Origin of the sequence: Pedobacter ginsengisoli, from assembly GCF_002736205.1 — a bacterium.
In the GTDB taxonomy this organism is placed as follows: Bacteria; Bacteroidota; Bacteroidia; order Sphingobacteriales; family Sphingobacteriaceae; genus Pedobacter; species Pedobacter ginsengisoli_A.
Genome location: NZ_CP024091.1, coordinates 12,854 through 27,513 on the forward strand (window position 1 = coordinate 12,854; position 14,660 = coordinate 27,513).

At 37.4% G+C, this 14,660-nt stretch carries 13 protein-coding genes; 10 read left to right on the forward strand and 3 right to left on the reverse strand.

Annotated elements, in window-relative coordinates; translation table 11 throughout:
* The first annotated feature begins 44 nt into the window (after positions 1-44).
* From CPT03_RS00055 to CPT03_RS00065, 3 genes are all read left to right on the forward strand, one after another.
* Positions 45-1,412: an ammonium transporter gene (locus tag CPT03_RS00055; protein ID WP_099436928.1), complete on the forward strand. Its 1,368-nt coding sequence runs from the start codon at positions 45-47 to the stop codon at positions 1,410-1,412.
* Between the two features lie 42 nt (positions 1,413-1,454).
* The gene (locus CPT03_RS00060; RefSeq protein ID WP_099436929.1) at positions 1,455-2,489 is read left to right on the forward strand and encodes a porin; all 1,035 of its coding nucleotides are present in this window, start codon (positions 1,455-1,457) and stop codon (positions 2,487-2,489) included.
* Between the two features lie 72 nt (positions 2,490-2,561).
* Positions 2,562-3,143 (forward strand): hypothetical protein, encoded by a 582-nt coding sequence (locus CPT03_RS00065; RefSeq protein WP_157766307.1) that lies wholly within the window; start codon positions 2,562-2,564, stop codon positions 3,141-3,143.
* A gap of 1 nt (position 3,144) precedes the next feature.
* On the opposite strand, the gene CPT03_RS00070 is transcribed toward CPT03_RS00065, so the two are convergent.
* A complete protein-coding gene (locus tag CPT03_RS00070) occupies positions 3,145-3,618 on the reverse strand; it encodes a ribonuclease H-like YkuK family protein (RefSeq protein ID WP_099436931.1) in 474 nt (157 codons plus the stop codon).
* Positions 3,619-3,888: 270 nt separating this feature from the next.
* Between CPT03_RS00070 and CPT03_RS00075 the strand changes: the two genes are divergently transcribed.
* From CPT03_RS00075 to CPT03_RS00095, 5 genes are all read left to right on the forward strand, one after another.
* A complete protein-coding gene (locus CPT03_RS00075; RefSeq protein ID WP_099436932.1) occupies positions 3,889-4,107 on the forward strand; it encodes a hypothetical protein in 219 nt (72 codons plus the stop codon).
* A gap of 26 nt (positions 4,108-4,133) precedes the next feature.
* Positions 4,134-5,441, forward strand: coding sequence for a DEAD/DEAH box helicase (locus CPT03_RS00080; protein WP_099436933.1), 1,308 nt, complete (start codon positions 4,134-4,136; stop codon positions 5,439-5,441).
* Between the two features lie 23 nt (positions 5,442-5,464).
* Positions 5,465-5,692 (forward strand): DUF1456 family protein, encoded by a 228-nt coding sequence (locus tag CPT03_RS00085; protein WP_099436934.1) that lies wholly within the window; start codon positions 5,465-5,467, stop codon positions 5,690-5,692.
* A 128-nt stretch (positions 5,693-5,820) separates the two neighbouring features.
* Positions 5,821-6,693 (forward strand): ROK family protein, encoded by an 873-nt coding sequence (locus CPT03_RS00090; RefSeq protein WP_099436935.1) that lies wholly within the window; start codon positions 5,821-5,823, stop codon positions 6,691-6,693.
* Positions 6,694-6,696: 3 nt separating this feature from the next.
* Positions 6,697-7,515 (forward strand): alpha/beta hydrolase, encoded by an 819-nt coding sequence (locus tag CPT03_RS00095; RefSeq protein WP_099436936.1) that lies wholly within the window; start codon positions 6,697-6,699, stop codon positions 7,513-7,515.
* A 42-nt stretch (positions 7,516-7,557) separates the two neighbouring features.
* Here the strand turns inward: CPT03_RS00095 and CPT03_RS00100 are convergent, their stop codons facing one another.
* On the reverse strand, positions 7,558-8,187 hold the full coding sequence (locus tag CPT03_RS00100; RefSeq protein ID WP_099436937.1) for a DUF6266 family protein: 630 nt from the start codon (positions 8,185-8,187) through the stop codon (positions 7,558-7,560).
* A 380-nt stretch (positions 8,188-8,567) separates the two neighbouring features.
* On the opposite strand from CPT03_RS00100, the gene CPT03_RS00105 reads away from it, so the two are divergent.
* On the forward strand, positions 8,568-9,488 hold the full coding sequence (locus CPT03_RS00105; RefSeq protein ID WP_099436938.1) for a sugar phosphate isomerase/epimerase family protein: 921 nt from the start codon (positions 8,568-8,570) through the stop codon (positions 9,486-9,488).
* A 216-nt stretch (positions 9,489-9,704) separates the two neighbouring features.
* Here the strand turns inward: CPT03_RS00105 and ettA are convergent, their stop codons facing one another.
* Positions 9,705-11,381: an energy-dependent translational throttle protein EttA gene (gene ettA, locus CPT03_RS00110; protein ID WP_099436939.1), complete on the reverse strand. Its 1,677-nt coding sequence runs from the start codon at positions 11,379-11,381 to the stop codon at positions 9,705-9,707.
* A 724-nt stretch (positions 11,382-12,105) separates the two neighbouring features.
* Here ettA and CPT03_RS00120 point away from each other — a divergent pair.
* Positions 12,106-14,646: an ATP-dependent Clp protease ATP-binding subunit gene (locus CPT03_RS00120; protein ID WP_099436940.1), complete on the forward strand. Its 2,541-nt coding sequence runs from the start codon at positions 12,106-12,108 to the stop codon at positions 14,644-14,646.
* The last annotated feature ends 14 nt before the right edge of the window (positions 14,647-14,660 follow it).

Here is a 14,660-nt window from a genome sequence, read left to right on the forward strand (position 1 = left end):
AAATCAGATAAAGTATAATTATAAACTAGTAAAATCTAACAATTATGGCAAAAGTTTTATTTAAACAGTGGGGTCCATTTGCAGTTTTAATGATAATTGCAGTTATGGCTCTTTTTATTCCCTTACTTCCTAACTTTGATGAGGGAAAATACAGCGCACCTGATATCGCATTTGTATTAATAGCCGCCGCGCTTGTATTTTTGATGACTCCAGGACTAGCTTTCTTTTACGGAGGTATGGTGCATCGTAAAAATGTTCTATCTACTATGATTAAAAGTGTGGTTGCCGCAGGGGTAATTACTGTACTTTGGATAGTCGTTGGCTTTAGTCTTGCTTTTGGAGATACGATCGGTGGATTTATTGGTAATCCAACCACCTATTTATTCTTCCAGGGAGTAAATTCAGGCCCGGCATGGGGGACAATTCCGCTTTCATTATTTGCTGTGTTCCAATTGATGTTCGCTATCATTACTCCAGGGTTAGTTGTTGGAGCTGTTGCTGAGCGTATTCGTTTTACATCTTACATCTTATTTATTGTATTATTCGCCCTGTTTGTTTATTCTCCTTTAGCACACTGGACATGGTCTCCTGATGGTTTCCTTTTAAAAATGGGTGTGCTTGATTTTGCTGGTGGTACTGTTGTACATATCTCTGCAGGTATGGCTGCTTTGGCAGGGGCATTGGTTTTAAAACGCAGAAAATCTCATATCGAGCATCAGGAAGTTCCGCCTGCTAATATTCCTTATGTACTAATTGGTACAGGTTTACTTTGGTTCGGTTGGTTTGGCTTTAATGCAGGTTCTGCTTTGGGCGCTAATGCTTTAGCGGTTTCGGCTTTCTTAACTACTAATACTGCTGCTGGTGCTGCTGGTTTAGCCTGGATGTTCTTTGATGTTGCAAGAGGTAAAAAACCTTCAGTTTTAGGTTTCTGTATAGGTGCTGTAGTAGGTTTGGTTGCCATCACACCAGGTGCTGGTTTTGTAAGTATCCCTTCAAGTATCTTTATTGGTGCAATCGCAGCCGTTATTTCTAATCTTGTTGTTTCATGGAAACAGAAAACAAGTTTAGATGATACTCTTGATGTATTCCCTTGCCATGGTGTAGGTGGTATTGTTGGTATGCTTTTAACCGGAGTGTTTGCTACTAAAACTGTAAACAGTGCTGGTGCCGACGGTTTATTTTATGGAAATCCTGAGTTCTTCTTTACTCAGCTTAAAGGAGCCGTAATTGTAATCATTTTCAGCTTTGTATTGTCTTTCATCATCTTTAAACTTATCAACGTTGTACAGCCAATCCGTGTTACTTCAGAAGAAGAAGAAGAAGGATTAGATGCTTCTCAGCACAACGAGAAATATTCTCAAGGTACTTTGATCGTTGCTTCAACCGGCGCCGAAATAGAAAATACATTTTAACTAACCTAAACTATCTGAATTATCAACCTCAAACCGAAAATTATGAAATTGAAATCAATACTAACCATCACGCTATTATCTGTTGTTTCAGCTACCTATGCTCAGGAAGCCACTGAAGCTCCTTTACAAATTTCGGGTTCAGTTGATACTTATTATAAATACGATTTTTCAAAAGTGTCGAACATCCCAACAAGCTTTGCTCCTGACCAGAACTCAGTTTCAATTGGGATGATTGATTTGGCCTTGAAAAAAACCACAGGGAAGGCCTCTTTTGTGGGGGAATTATCTTTTGGTCCAAGAGGTCAGGGAGGCTCATTAGTGCCGGAAGGAACGGAATCATTTCATATTCAAAACTTGTATGTTAATTATGCTTTTACTGATAAATTTACCATGACAGCAGGTTTTATGGGTACTTTTATAGGATATGAGGTGATTTCTCCTGCGGCCAACTTTAACTACTCTACATCTTACTTATTTACCAATGGTCCGTTCCAGAATGCTGGTATTAAAGCCACTTATGCTTTCTCGCCAAAAGTTAGCTTAATGGTAGGTGCATTTAATGACGCATGGAATAATTATGCTGCAAGTCCTAAATTTGGTGTTTCAACATTAGGCGCGCAATTAATGGTTGCTCCTGTTGAAGGATGGACAGCTTACATCAATCTTGCAACTGGTTACGTTTCAGGGACTGAGATCGATTTAACTACTGCTTATCAGGTTACTGATAAATTTAAATTGGGGTTAAACGCGGCAGATTGGTCTGCCGGACAAGGTCTTAAAGATACAGGTTTTACAGGTGCTGCTTTATATCCTCAATATGCATTCTCGCCAGCGGTAGCGCTGGGTTTAAGAGGAGAGTATTTTAAAGCAAAAAAGAATGGTGGCGTAGCTGCTGGCCCTGATGCGGGAGAGAGTGTTGTTGGTGTAACTTTATCTGGAAATTTAAAAGCCGGAGGTTTAACTTTTATACCTGAAGTAAGACTTGATAATGGTTCTACTGCTAAATTCCTTAAAGAAAGTGGCGCACTTACAAAATCAGCAACTCAGGTTTCTCTGGCTGCTGTTTATGCATTCTAAAAAATACTAACTTATTTTTTAATTTAGGGCTGTCGGAAAATGCTTCCGACAGCCCTTTTTACAACATAACTTATGAAACTATCTTTTCTGTTTTCTTTATTGTTGCTCACGCTCAACTCATTTTCTCAAAACAAGGTTTTGCCAATGGATGAGCACGGTAAATACACTTTTTTGGAGATAACAGAGCTTAAATCTGTGCCAAAAGATATCATGTCGGCCAATGCAAAACGTTTCTTTAAAACAAATTCAAAAATTATAAAACTAAAGTCTGCGCTAAAGGACACTGCTTTTTATGGCACAGGGAAACTGATAATTCAAAAAGGAATAGCAGGTATCGGACATCCCTCCGGAGAAGCGGCTTATACAATTGCTATTGAGTTGCGAAACGGTAAGTACCGGTTTATTTTAAGTGATTTTGTGGTTACTCCTTATGAGCGCGATAGGTACGGTAATTTTGTACCCATTTCTGTAAAAACAGCACTAGAGAAATCGCCAGGTAAGCTTAACCGTTCCGAGTGGGAAAATAACATGAATGCTATCGTAACAGAGTCAAACAAAATTGCCGCTAAGCTCAAAGTTATAATGAGCAATACCCAGACTGAACCTAAGCAGGAAGTGAAACAACCCGCTACGGTTTCAAGAACAGAATGGTAGCTTAATGTACCATTTTGTCGGCACAGGTAGAACTGGCAAAAGCTTCCGGTTTTGCTTTAAAAATAAAGCCCATACTTAATATATAGCCCATGGCCTCGTTTAAGGCTTTGTTTGATTTAAACATCGGGTTAGTATTAATGTCAGCATGTACTTCCAGGTCTACATCATAAAGATCCAAAAGATCACAGATTGAGTAGGCAGTTTCAATAGATTTTTGAACTTCAATAAGCATTCTTTCTTTTATGCTCATTCTTTGAGGGGTTTTCTCCTGATGGATATACATAAAACCCCCATGATGCTCTCTTAATAACACTATTACAGTTGCAAAGTCAGTTAAAGCTCCTTTAACCTGAGAATCTGTACCAATGCAGACTTTAAGGTGATAGCCTTTTTCAGTTTCTCTGATAATGGCCTTTTCTACTTCTTCTAAGATGGGTGCATGGATTACCTCACCACTAAATTTTTTCCAGATCATACGCTAATTGGTGTTATTATTAACAACCCGTATTCAGGTTTCCTAAAAATAAGAGGATTAAATTAAAATGAGGTTAATTTTTTATTGTTTAATTGCTAACAATTGTCTAGTTGTCAACAGTTTAGTTTTTGATTTTGTTGTAGGTTTTAGTGTTTTTAAAATATGCTGGTTATAATATAGTAAATAGAATATTCGTTAAAACAAAACAGCGCTATATGTGATTATATAATATAAATGTACCAATAATAAATTAATCAGATTATAATCATTATGAAGACAGAATTGATAAATGAGTTTTATTTGATGCAACGAAGCAGGGCATCTGTAGATTATAATGAAATGCTTGATGATAGCGTGTATACCCCCATAAGGCGTGTAAATAAGAAAATGACAACATGGATTTGTGAAAGAGGGCACATGCTTATGGATCTTGAGGTTCGGCTAAACAGTTCAATGAAACACTTAAGAAAGAAGTATCTGAAGTTTTAATGCCTTAATTCAGCTATCTTTGCGCCATGATGGTAGAAAAGGTACTGGAAAATCTAAAAATAGCTTCGCTAAATGAAATGCAGAAGGCAGCAGTTGCTGCATCTGAAAAAGGTGGTGATGTAGTTTTACTGGCTCCAACAGGTTCAGGTAAAACAATTGGATTTTTATTGCCCGTTCTAAATAATTTAAATGTCAACATTAAAGGAGTGCAGGCCTTAGTACTTGTGCCTTCCCGTGAGCTTGCATTACAAATTGAGAATGTTTTTAGGCAGATGGCAACTGGTTTTAAGGTGAATTGTTGCTATGGTGGCCACCCGGTTAGAACTGAGCGAAATAATCTGGAACAACCTCCTGCACTACTAATAGGTACCCCGGGTCGGATAGCATACCATCTTCGCCACGAAAACTTTGATGAATCAACAGTAACCACTTTGGTATTGGATGAATTTGATAAAGCCCTTGAGTTTGGTTTTCAGGACGACATGTCATATATCATACGCAGGCTACTTTCATTAAAGCAGCGTTTACTTACGTCGGCTTCGGCGATGGATGAAATTCCGGAATTTACAGGTCTGAGTAGCCAGAAAGAGATTAATTTTTTAAACGATGTAAAAGTTTCTCCTGATTTAAAGCTTAAAAAAGTACTTACCACTGCCGAAGATAAACTAGATACCCTGTTAAAACTGATCTGTAAAATCGGCAATAAGAATACTTTGATTTTTTGTAATCACAGAGAAACTGTTGATCGTATTAGCGATTTGTTGATTGACAAAGATTTAGCCCACGATATATTTCATGGAGGAATAGAACAGGATGAAAGGGAGAGGGCCTTATTAAAGTTCAGAAACGGCAGCATAAAAATTCTTATCACAACTGATCTTGCTTCAAGGGGATTAGATATTCCCGAAGTGCACTGCATTATTCATTATCAATTACCATATACCGAAGATGCGTTTTTGCACCGCAATGGTCGTACTGCAAGGATGAACGCAAAGGGCACCGCATATCTTATTATTGCGGATGATGAAAAATATCCGTTTTTAAAGGCCGAAATAGAAACCGAAAATCTGAAGGGTAGTTTTGTATTACCTGCTGATAGCGACTGGCAAACCTTATATATTGCCGCCGGCAAAAAGGATAAGGTAAATAAAATTGATATTGTGGGCTTACTCCTTAAAAAAGGCGGCCTGCAAAAAGAAGATGTAGGGTTAATTGAAGTTAAAGATCAGTCATCTTATGTTGCTGTGAAACGCAATATGGTTAACAGAATCCTTAAGTCCTTGTCAAATGAGAAGATTAAAGGGCGAAAGGTTAAGATTGAAATTGCAATGTAATTTATTATATAAAAACTCGATATATGAGCAATAACGATATTTTTAAAAAGCTACGTGTAGCACTTGAGCTAACTAACGACGATATTATCAAAATCCTGGAACTGGTAAACTTTAAGATCTCAAAAAGTGAATTGGGTTCGTTTTTTAGAAGCGACGACCATCCAAATTTTAAGCCATGCGGCGATCAGATCCTTCGGAATTTTTTGAATGGCTTGGTTATTTATAAGCGCGGACCAAAGCCTGTTAAATAAATCACCATATAGTGCTCTTTCTTTGCCAAGAAAAAAATATAAATAAATTTTGCTAAAACGGTTTAAATGACTTTATTTGAGTAATAGAATCAAAGCAATTCTATTGCTAACCAAATAGACCTAAATAAATGAACACTAAAACCTCTAAACTTCCCTTTATTGGGGTTGACATAGGCGGATCTCACATTACAGCAGCACACGTAGATAGCTCAACATATAAAGTTATTCATAGCACTATGCAACGTTTACGCGTAGCATCAATGGATAGTGCAGAAGTAATTATTCAATCGTGGGTAGATGCGCTTTCGTCGCTAATAGTAAAATCACCTGAAGAAATTATCAGAATTGGTATAGCCATGCCAGGACCATTTGATTATGAGGAAGGTATTTCGTTGATGAAAGGGATGCAGAAATACGATTCTTTATATGGCTTAAACGTTCGCACTGTTTTATCAGAAAAATTAGGTATTCCGGGCGAGCATATCGTTTTTATAAATGATGCCGAAGCATTTTTAAGAGGTGAACTTGCCTCAGGGGCAGCTTCAGATTTTGAAAGGGCCATAGGAATAACTTTGGGTACAGGACTTGGATCAACAAGTAACGGACAGGGAAGAGTAAAGGATATGAACCTTGCGTTTGCCCCTTTTCTTGACAGCATTGCAGAAGAATACATATCAACCAGATGGTTCCTGAAACATTATAAAGAGCTAACCGGAAAAGAAGCAAAAAATGTTGAAGAATTGCTTGCCACAGCAGATGATTCTGTAATTGAACAATTGTTTGAAGAGTTTTCTACAAACCTGGCTGCTTTCTTAAATGACTTTATTGCTAATGAAAACCCACAGGTTTTAGTAATTGGTGGCAATATTGCCAAAACATGGGATCATTTTATTACTAAATTGCAGGAAAAATTAGTTAATAAAACCGTGGTAATAAAGCAAAGCGAGATGTGGGAAGATGCAGCTCTTGTTGGTGCTGCATGTACCTGGATAAGTAATTAGGAAATGAAAAAATGGGGTTTTCTCATCGGCATCTTTGCATTTTTAAGTGCTGAATCAGTTTTTGCAGCTAAGGTTGATACAGTATTGAACTATAGCGCTGCAATGAAGAAAAATATTAAGGCTGTTGTAATTACTCCCGAGGGTTACAGTGAAGGCAAAACATATCCAACAGTTTATTTACTGCACGGCGCTGGAGACGCGTATTCCGGTTGGGTAAATAAGGTGCCGTCAATTAAAGAATATGCAGATCATTATCAGATGATCATCGTATGTCCGGATGGAAATGTTACCAGTTGGTATTTTGATAGCCCGGAAGACCCAGCCTGGAAATATGAAACTTATGTAGCTACTGAACTGGTTAATTGGGTAGATCAAAAATACAAGACCATAAAAGATAGAAAAGGTCGCGCAATCACAGGTTTAAGTATGGGAGGCCATGGTGCGCTATATTTAGCCTTTAAACATCAGGACATATTTGGTGCTGCAGGTAGTATGAGTGGTGGTGTAGATATTAAACCTTTCCCATTGAATTGGGACATTGCCAAGCGCCTTGGGCCTGAAGATAAATATCCTGAACGTTGGAAAGCAAATTCTGTTATCGATTTAACCTATCTGCTAGTCCCTAACAAACTTGCCTTAACTATCGATTGTGGTTCCGAAGATTTCTTTTACAATGTGAACATCAAATTGCACGAAAAACTGCAATACAATAACATTCCGCATGATTTTACCATCAGACCGGGATCTCATAACTGGGATTACTGGAAAAACGCGATCGGATTTCAACTGATGTTTTTTAATAATCAATTCACAAAAAAATAACCTTTTCCCTAAGGAAAAGCTAAAATAAGTATGCATCCGCCGTTAAAGTGTGCCTAAGTAAATGCTATTTGCTATTCTTTTTCTGTCAATTGAAACCATACTAACATAAACCTGCAAGGTTTTACCTGCAAATTGTGGGTTAAAATTGAATATACATTTCTCATCGGTGCGCTTAAAACCTCCAATTAAACCATCTGCTTTATGTAGTTCCTGATTATATAAGATCAGCATTAGCTGATCATCAAAAGAGGCAGGTTTAATATTGTTCTGTAACCAGGTCAGCTTTAGAGTTTGGTTATCAGGTAGCTCCATTGTAATGTTTTTGATCATTGGCAATGCACCCACGCTTAAAATGAGCTTACTGTAATCTATAGTTAAATTAGGGTAGCTTCCCAAAAACGCTGAGTGGTAATTTAAAGAAAATGCCGCACTGATCTCAGTTTTCTGTACTGCATTGTTAGCAAAACCAACATTGATATAAGGGTGAAAAGGAATCAATTGGCTATTAATAAATTTCATTTTTTGTTGGATGGCAATCTGCGCCTTACTGCGTTCTTTTGGTTTCTTTTGCGATACCTCACGGATGTAGGCTATACCCTTCCAGCTTCCCCCAACTATAGGTCCTATTTTTCCGGAAAATGACCCTAAAATTCCTCTCTTAATCTTTGCCATAATATTTATAATTTTCGTTTCTATTTTTGGGTCATATAATTTATCAGCTTCTATACTGTTTTTGAAAAGTATCAAAAGAGCGTGTTTTCAGGCCTGGGTCTAGGAGAGTCTGACCTGAGTCTGAGTTGACTCTTAGGGTTTATTTACTTCAACAAGATCTCATTAATTACCATTTGATGCCTTTTGGTTTTAGAAAATAAAGTAAGGAATATTTATTTACTTTTGGCAGTGGTAGGGGGTGTAACACCCTTGATGTAATATGACCCAAAATCTTAGCCAGAAAGCCCCATTGGGCATTTTATTTTTCTCGAAAAAAAGAAATTATTTTCTATTTTAGACGATAACAAACATAAACTAGAACCACTATAAACAAATTAACTATGGATACTAAAGATCGCAGAAGTTTTCTCAAAGATTTAGGAATGTTATCTGCAGCAGCAGGACTTTCTTCTTTAATTCCGTTCGACACACTGGCGTTCTCTAAAAAAGAATTTTTCAGTATATCTTTAGCTCAGTGGTCGTTGCATAAATCATTGTTTGGCGGTAAGCTAACAAACCTAGAGTTCCCTATAAAAGCTAAAAAAGATTTCGGTATTGATATAGTTGAGTATGTAAGCCCATTTTTTAATAAAAAAGAGACTGATTCGGCGTACCTGAAAGAACTGAAAGGTATAACCCAGGGCGAAGGAATTCAAAATCACCTGATTATGATTGATGGCGAAGGCGAATTGGGTAATCTTGATGAAAAAGCACGTAAAATAGCCATCGAAAATCACTATAAATGGGTAGATGCAGCTAAGGTGCTTGGCTGCAAAACAATTCGTGTAAATGCAGCAGGAAATGGATCTGAACAAGATGTAAAAACGGCAGTGGTTGATGGCTTAGGCAGGCTTACTGAATATGGTAAACAAAATAAGATCAACATTATAGTAGAAAATCATGGAGGGTATTCTTCTGATGGAAAATGGTTGTCGGATGTGATGAAGCAGGTAAACAGCCCTTATTGTGGTACACTGCCTGATTTTGGAAACTTTAGAGTAAGTGCAGACAGAGTGTATGATATGTATCAGGGAGTAACCGACCTGGTTCCATTTGCAAAAGGAATTAGCGCAAAAACCTTTAATTTTAATGAAAAGGGTGATGAAAAAGATATCGACTACGATCGCATGTTTAAAATTATTAAAGATGCAAAATGGAGCGGTATTGTAGGGATTGAATATGAAGGTGATGGTTTGTCGGAAGATGAGGGAATCAAAAAAACAAAAGATCTATTGCTTAGGATACAGAAGCAATATAAATAAACTAAAAAAGAGGCCGTATCATTAATCAAAATCACAGTTCTTAAACAGAATTTAATTCTGAACACCCTCTAACAAGAATAAAAAGACAATAAAAAACAGCAAGTTTCTATTTGAAAATTGCCGTTTTTTATTGAAATGAAGACTGCTATGAAATATTATTTGGCAGCTTCGAAGCTAAATTGAATTATGATACAGGCTCTTTTTCATTAAAAAGTATTATACTAATTTTTTGTACTTAATGCGATGAGGAGTTACATCTCCTAAGCGTTTTTTACGGTTTTCTTCGTAATCACTGTAGTTACCTTCAAAGAAGTAAACCTGAGAGTTTCCTTCGAAGGCCAAAATATGTGTACAGATACGGTCTAAGAACCAGCGGTCGTGACTGATTACTACTGCACAACCGCCAAAGTTTTCCAGCGCTTCTTCTAATGCACGTAAGGTATTTACGTCAATATCATTGGTGGGCTCATCGAGTAACAACACGTTTGCGCCCTTCTTTAAAGTAATAGCCAGATGTACCCGGTTACGCTCTCCTCCGGATAATACACCAACTTTCTTTTGCTGATCGCCGCCGTTAAAGTTGAATTTAGAAACATATGCACGGCCATTTACCGCTTTATTGCCCAATTGGATGTTGTCTAAACCATCAGTAATATTTTCATATACCGTTTTGGCAGGGTCAAGGTCATTGTGCATTTGATCTACATAGCCAAGCGAAACAGTTTCGCCAACGCGGAATGTTCCGGTATCAGGAGTTTCCTGTTCAGTAATTAAACGGAATAATGTGGTTTTACCTGCACCATTGGGGCCAATAATACCTACTATACCTGCGGGAGGCAATGAAAAGCTCAGGTTTTCGAATAATAGTTTATCGCCATAGGCTTTGGTTACATTGTTAGCCTCAATAACTACATTTCCTAACCTTGGACCGGCCGGAATAAACAACTCCAGTTTGTCTTCCCTTTCTCTTGAATCTTCAGATGCCAGCTTGTCATAGTTTGATAAACGTGCTTTAGATTTAGCATGACGCGCTTTTGGTGCCATACGTACCCACTCAAGCTCTCTTTCAAGAGTTTTCTGGCGTTTGCTTTCAGTTTTTTCTTCTTGTGCTAAACGTTTAGCTTTCTGATCTAACCATGAAGAATAGTTTCCTTTCCATGGAATACCTTCGCCTCTGTCTAATTCCAGGATCCATCCGGCAACATTATCAAGGAAATACCTGTCGTGGGTTACTGCAATAACAGTTCCTTTGTAATCTTTTAAGAACTGCTCTAGCCAGTCAATACTTTCAGCATCAAGGTGGTTGGTTGGCTCGTCAAGCAATAAAACATCTGGTTCCTGAAGTAGTAAACGGCACATGGCCACACGTCTTCTTTCTCCGCCGGATAATACAGAGATTTTTGTTTCAGGATCCGGACAGCGAAGCGCATCCATTGCACGTTCAAGCTTATTATCCAGTTCCCAGGCATTTACAGCATCAATTTTATCCTGCAGTTCACCTTGTTTAATCATTAGTTTATCCATTGCATCTGCATCTTCATAAACCTCAGGTAAACCAAACTGCTCATTAATTGATTCGTATTCTTTCAGGATCGCTGTAATTTCAGCTACACCCTCTTCAACAACCTCTCTAACCGTTTTATTTTCATCCAGTTCCGGCTCTTGTGCAAGGTAACCTACAGTGTATCCCGGCGAGAAAACTACTTCGCCCTGAATAGACTTGTCTATTCCTGCAATTATTTTTAAGAGTGAAGACTTTCCTGAACCGTTTAAACCAATAACGCCAATCTTAGCGCCATAAAAAAAGGATAGGTATATGTTCTTTAAAACTTGTTTCTGAGGGGGGTAAATCTTATTTACCCCGGCCATTGAAAATATTATTTTTTCATCCATGCTGGTTATTTCCTATATTTAGGTAATTATTTTAATAGGGATAATTTTATTCTTAAAAAGAAGAAAAAGTACGCGTATGCATTCTGAGCCCCATAGTCAGAGCAAAGATAAGAAAGGTAAGTCAGTAAAAAAGTGGTGTATCAGATATTCGGTTTAAAAAACAGAACCATAAGAAAAACAGATCAGTTTTAACACTAATTTTAAAGAAAATAGATTATGAAAACAGATTTAAGCATTATCCTGGTACATGGCTTTTAGGGGGCTAGACTTGTGGCAAAGAAGATCATTCATCTGGCTGCAAGCCATGCTTCGCTGGTCTCAATGCCTGCAGAAATAGGCGCTTTGATTGATGAAGCAGCTGGAGATTTGGCAAAAAAATAATGTTTTATTTAAAGTCTGCCATTTTGGTAGTTTTTTTATGCTTAGTTTCCAATTTTGACAGCCTGAATAATTGTATAAAAATCATTACATTTATACGACAAAGCAACCTTAATATGTTTAAAACAACGAAATAGACGTTTAATAACTATTGATGTACAGGGAGGAATAGATGGATGGACATAAATGGATTAGTCAAAAAATAGTAACATTTATGAAATAACGTCAGTTCCAACATCTAATAAATAGTCAATGGCGTAATTGTTGATAAAATAAAAAAATCAGGGGTGCTTTTTATTAAACAATTTTTATAGTTTAGAGCATTCCGGATTTTAGAAAGGTATATATGGAAGCTAAATTTTCTCCACAAGTAAAAGACGTGATTTCTTTTAGCAGGGAAGAAGCCCTGAGATTAGGTCACGATTACATAGGCGCTGAACATCTTTTGTTAGGCCTTATTCGCGAAGGCGATGGCATGGCTATTAAGATATTGAAATCATTAGGAGTTGATACTTCAAAACTTCGCCGCTCAATTGAGGATTCTGTAAGAGGGACCTCAAGTGTAACAGTAAATCTGGGCAATATTCCTTTAACCAAACAGGCTGAAAAGGTTTTAAAGATAACATATCTGGAAGCAAAAATCTTTAAAAGTGATTTGATAGGAACTGAACATTTGTTGTTGTCTATCCTTCGCGATGATGATAATATTGCATCTCAGATTTTATTACAGTACAACGTAAACTACGAAATCTTTAAGCAGGAGGTTGAAGTGAATAAAAACGGATTCAAAGACGAGACTCAAAATAGTGCCTCTACTGGTGGTGATGAAGATTACCGTGAGGAAGAGAGCTTTAGTAGCCCTAAAAAGGTTTCTGATATAAAATCTAAAACTCCGGTTTTAGATAATTTTGGAAGAGATTTAACAAAAGCTGCTGAGGAAGGAAGACTAGATCCGATTGTTGGTCGTGAAAAAGAAATTGAGCGTGTGTCTCAGATCTTGTCCCGTCGTAAAAAGAATAATCCAATATTAATAGGTGAACCAGGTGTTGGTAAATCAGCTATTGCTGAAGGACTTGCATTAAGGATTGTTCAACGCAAGGTTTCAAGGGTTCTTTTTAATAAACGTGTAGTTACTTTAGACCTTGCATCGTTAGTTGCAGGTACTAAATACCGCGGACAGTTTGAAGAACGTATGAAAGCGGTGATGAACGAGCTTGAAAAATCTACTGATGTAATTCTGTTTATTGATGAGATTCATACAATTGTAGGTGCAGGTGGTGCTTCGGGCTCACTGGATGCATCAAATATGTTCAAACCTGCTTTAGCAAGGGGCGAAATACAATGTATTGGTGCTACAACCCTTGATGAATACCGTCAGTACATAGAAAAAGATGGTGCATTAGATCGTCGTTTCCAAAAGGTAATGATTGAGCCTGCTACACCAGACGAGACTATCGAGATATTAAATCGTATTAAAGAAAAATATGAGGATCACCACGGTGTAACTTATACTGATGACGCGATTAATGCTTGCGTGGCGTTAACATCAAGATACATTACTGATAGGTTTTTACCAGATAAGGCTATTGATGCTTTAGATGAGGCTGGTTCAAGAGTTCACTTAACCAATATTCATGTTCCTGAGAACATCATCGAAATTGAAAACAAGATTGAAGAGATCAAACTTGAGAAAAATAAAGTTGTAAAAAGTCAGAAATATGAAGAGGCCGCTAAACTAAGAGATACTGAAAAAAATCTTTTAGAAGAGCTGGATCGCGCTAAAGCTGAATGGGAGAATGAAACAAAAACCAAACGCTATACTGTTACTGAAGATAATGTAGCTGAAGTTGTTTCTATGATGACTGGTATTCCGTTACAACGTGTTGGACAAACTGATAGCGTTAAGCTATTGAATATGTACGAAACTGTTGGTCAGAAAATTATTGGTCAGGATGATGCCATTAAAAAATTGACTAAAGCAATTCAGCGTACCAGAGCAGGATTAAAAGATCCTAAAAAACCAATTGGTTCATTCATTTTCCTTGGACCTACCGGAGTTGGTAAAACTGAATTAGCAAAAGAACTTGCCCGTTTTATGTTTGATAGTGATGATTCACTAATTCAGATTGACATGAGTGAGTATATGGAGAAATTTGCGGTATCACGTTTAGTGGGAGCGCCTCCGGGATATGTGGGTTATGAAGAAGGTGGCCAGTTAACTGAAAAAGTTAGGCGTAAACCTTATGCAGTAATTCTATTAGACGAGATTGAAAAAGCTCACCCGGATGTATTCAATATCTTATTGCAGGTACTAGATGAAGGACAGCTTACAGATAGTTTAGGTCGTAAAGTAGATTTTAGAAATACGATTGTGATCATGACCTCTAACATTGGTGCCCGTCAGTTAAAAGATTTTGGTCAAGGTGTTGGTTTCTCTACCTCAGCTAAAGTTAATCAGGTTGATGCGCATTCAAGAGGCGTGATAGAAAGTGCTTTAAAACGTGCTTTTGCTCCTGAGTTTCTTAACCGTGTTGATGATGTAGTTGTGTTCAACTCATTAGGCAGAGAAGAAATATTCAAAATCATTGATATAGAATTAAAATCGTTGTTTGGTCGCGTACATAATTTAGGTTACGAAGTTAAGTTGACCGACAAAGCAAAAGATTTTATTGCCGATAAAGGTTTTGATTCAGCTTTTGGCGCAAGACCGCTTAAACGTGCAATTCAAAAATATCTTGAAGATCCGATTGCCGAAGAAATTCTAAAAGGAGAAATTCATGATGGAGACATTTTAGAAATTGATTACGATAAAGAAGGAGACGTAATTGTTGTAGAAAATAGAAGTCCGGGCAAGAAAAAGAAAAAAGAAGAGGGAAGTGTAGAGTAAAGTAAGGCCTGTGA

Bases quoted from the DNA above. Each gene is read 5' to 3' on its own strand.
- CPT03_RS00055 (WP_099436928.1), top strand. From the start codon at position 45: ATGGCAAAAGTTTTATTTAAACAGTGGGGTCCATTTGCAGTTTTAATG.
- CPT03_RS00060 (WP_099436929.1), top strand. From the start codon at position 1,455: ATGAAATTGAAATCAATACTAACCATCACGCTATTATCTGTTGTTTCA.
- CPT03_RS00065 (WP_157766307.1), top strand. From the start codon at position 2,562: ATGAAACTATCTTTTCTGTTTTCTTTATTGTTGCTCACGCTCAACTCA.
- CPT03_RS00070 (WP_099436931.1), bottom strand. From the start codon at position 3,618: ATGATCTGGAAAAAATTTAGTGGTGAGGTAATCCATGCACCCATCTTA.
- CPT03_RS00075 (WP_099436932.1), top strand. From the start codon at position 3,889: ATGAAGACAGAATTGATAAATGAGTTTTATTTGATGCAACGAAGCAGG.
- CPT03_RS00080 (WP_099436933.1), top strand. From the start codon at position 4,134: ATGATGGTAGAAAAGGTACTGGAAAATCTAAAAATAGCTTCGCTAAAT.
- CPT03_RS00085 (WP_099436934.1), top strand. From the start codon at position 5,465: ATGAGCAATAACGATATTTTTAAAAAGCTACGTGTAGCACTTGAGCTA.
- CPT03_RS00090 (WP_099436935.1), top strand. From the start codon at position 5,821: ATGAACACTAAAACCTCTAAACTTCCCTTTATTGGGGTTGACATAGGC.
- CPT03_RS00095 (WP_099436936.1), top strand. From the start codon at position 6,697: ATGAAAAAATGGGGTTTTCTCATCGGCATCTTTGCATTTTTAAGTGCT.
- CPT03_RS00100 (WP_099436937.1), bottom strand. From the start codon at position 8,187: ATGGCAAAGATTAAGAGAGGAATTTTAGGGTCATTTTCCGGAAAAATA.
- CPT03_RS00105 (WP_099436938.1), top strand. From the start codon at position 8,568: ATGGATACTAAAGATCGCAGAAGTTTTCTCAAAGATTTAGGAATGTTA.
- ettA (WP_099436939.1), bottom strand. From the start codon at position 11,381: ATGGATGAAAAAATAATATTTTCAATGGCCGGGGTAAATAAGATTTAC.
- CPT03_RS00120 (WP_099436940.1), top strand. From the start codon at position 12,106: ATGGAAGCTAAATTTTCTCCACAAGTAAAAGACGTGATTTCTTTTAGC.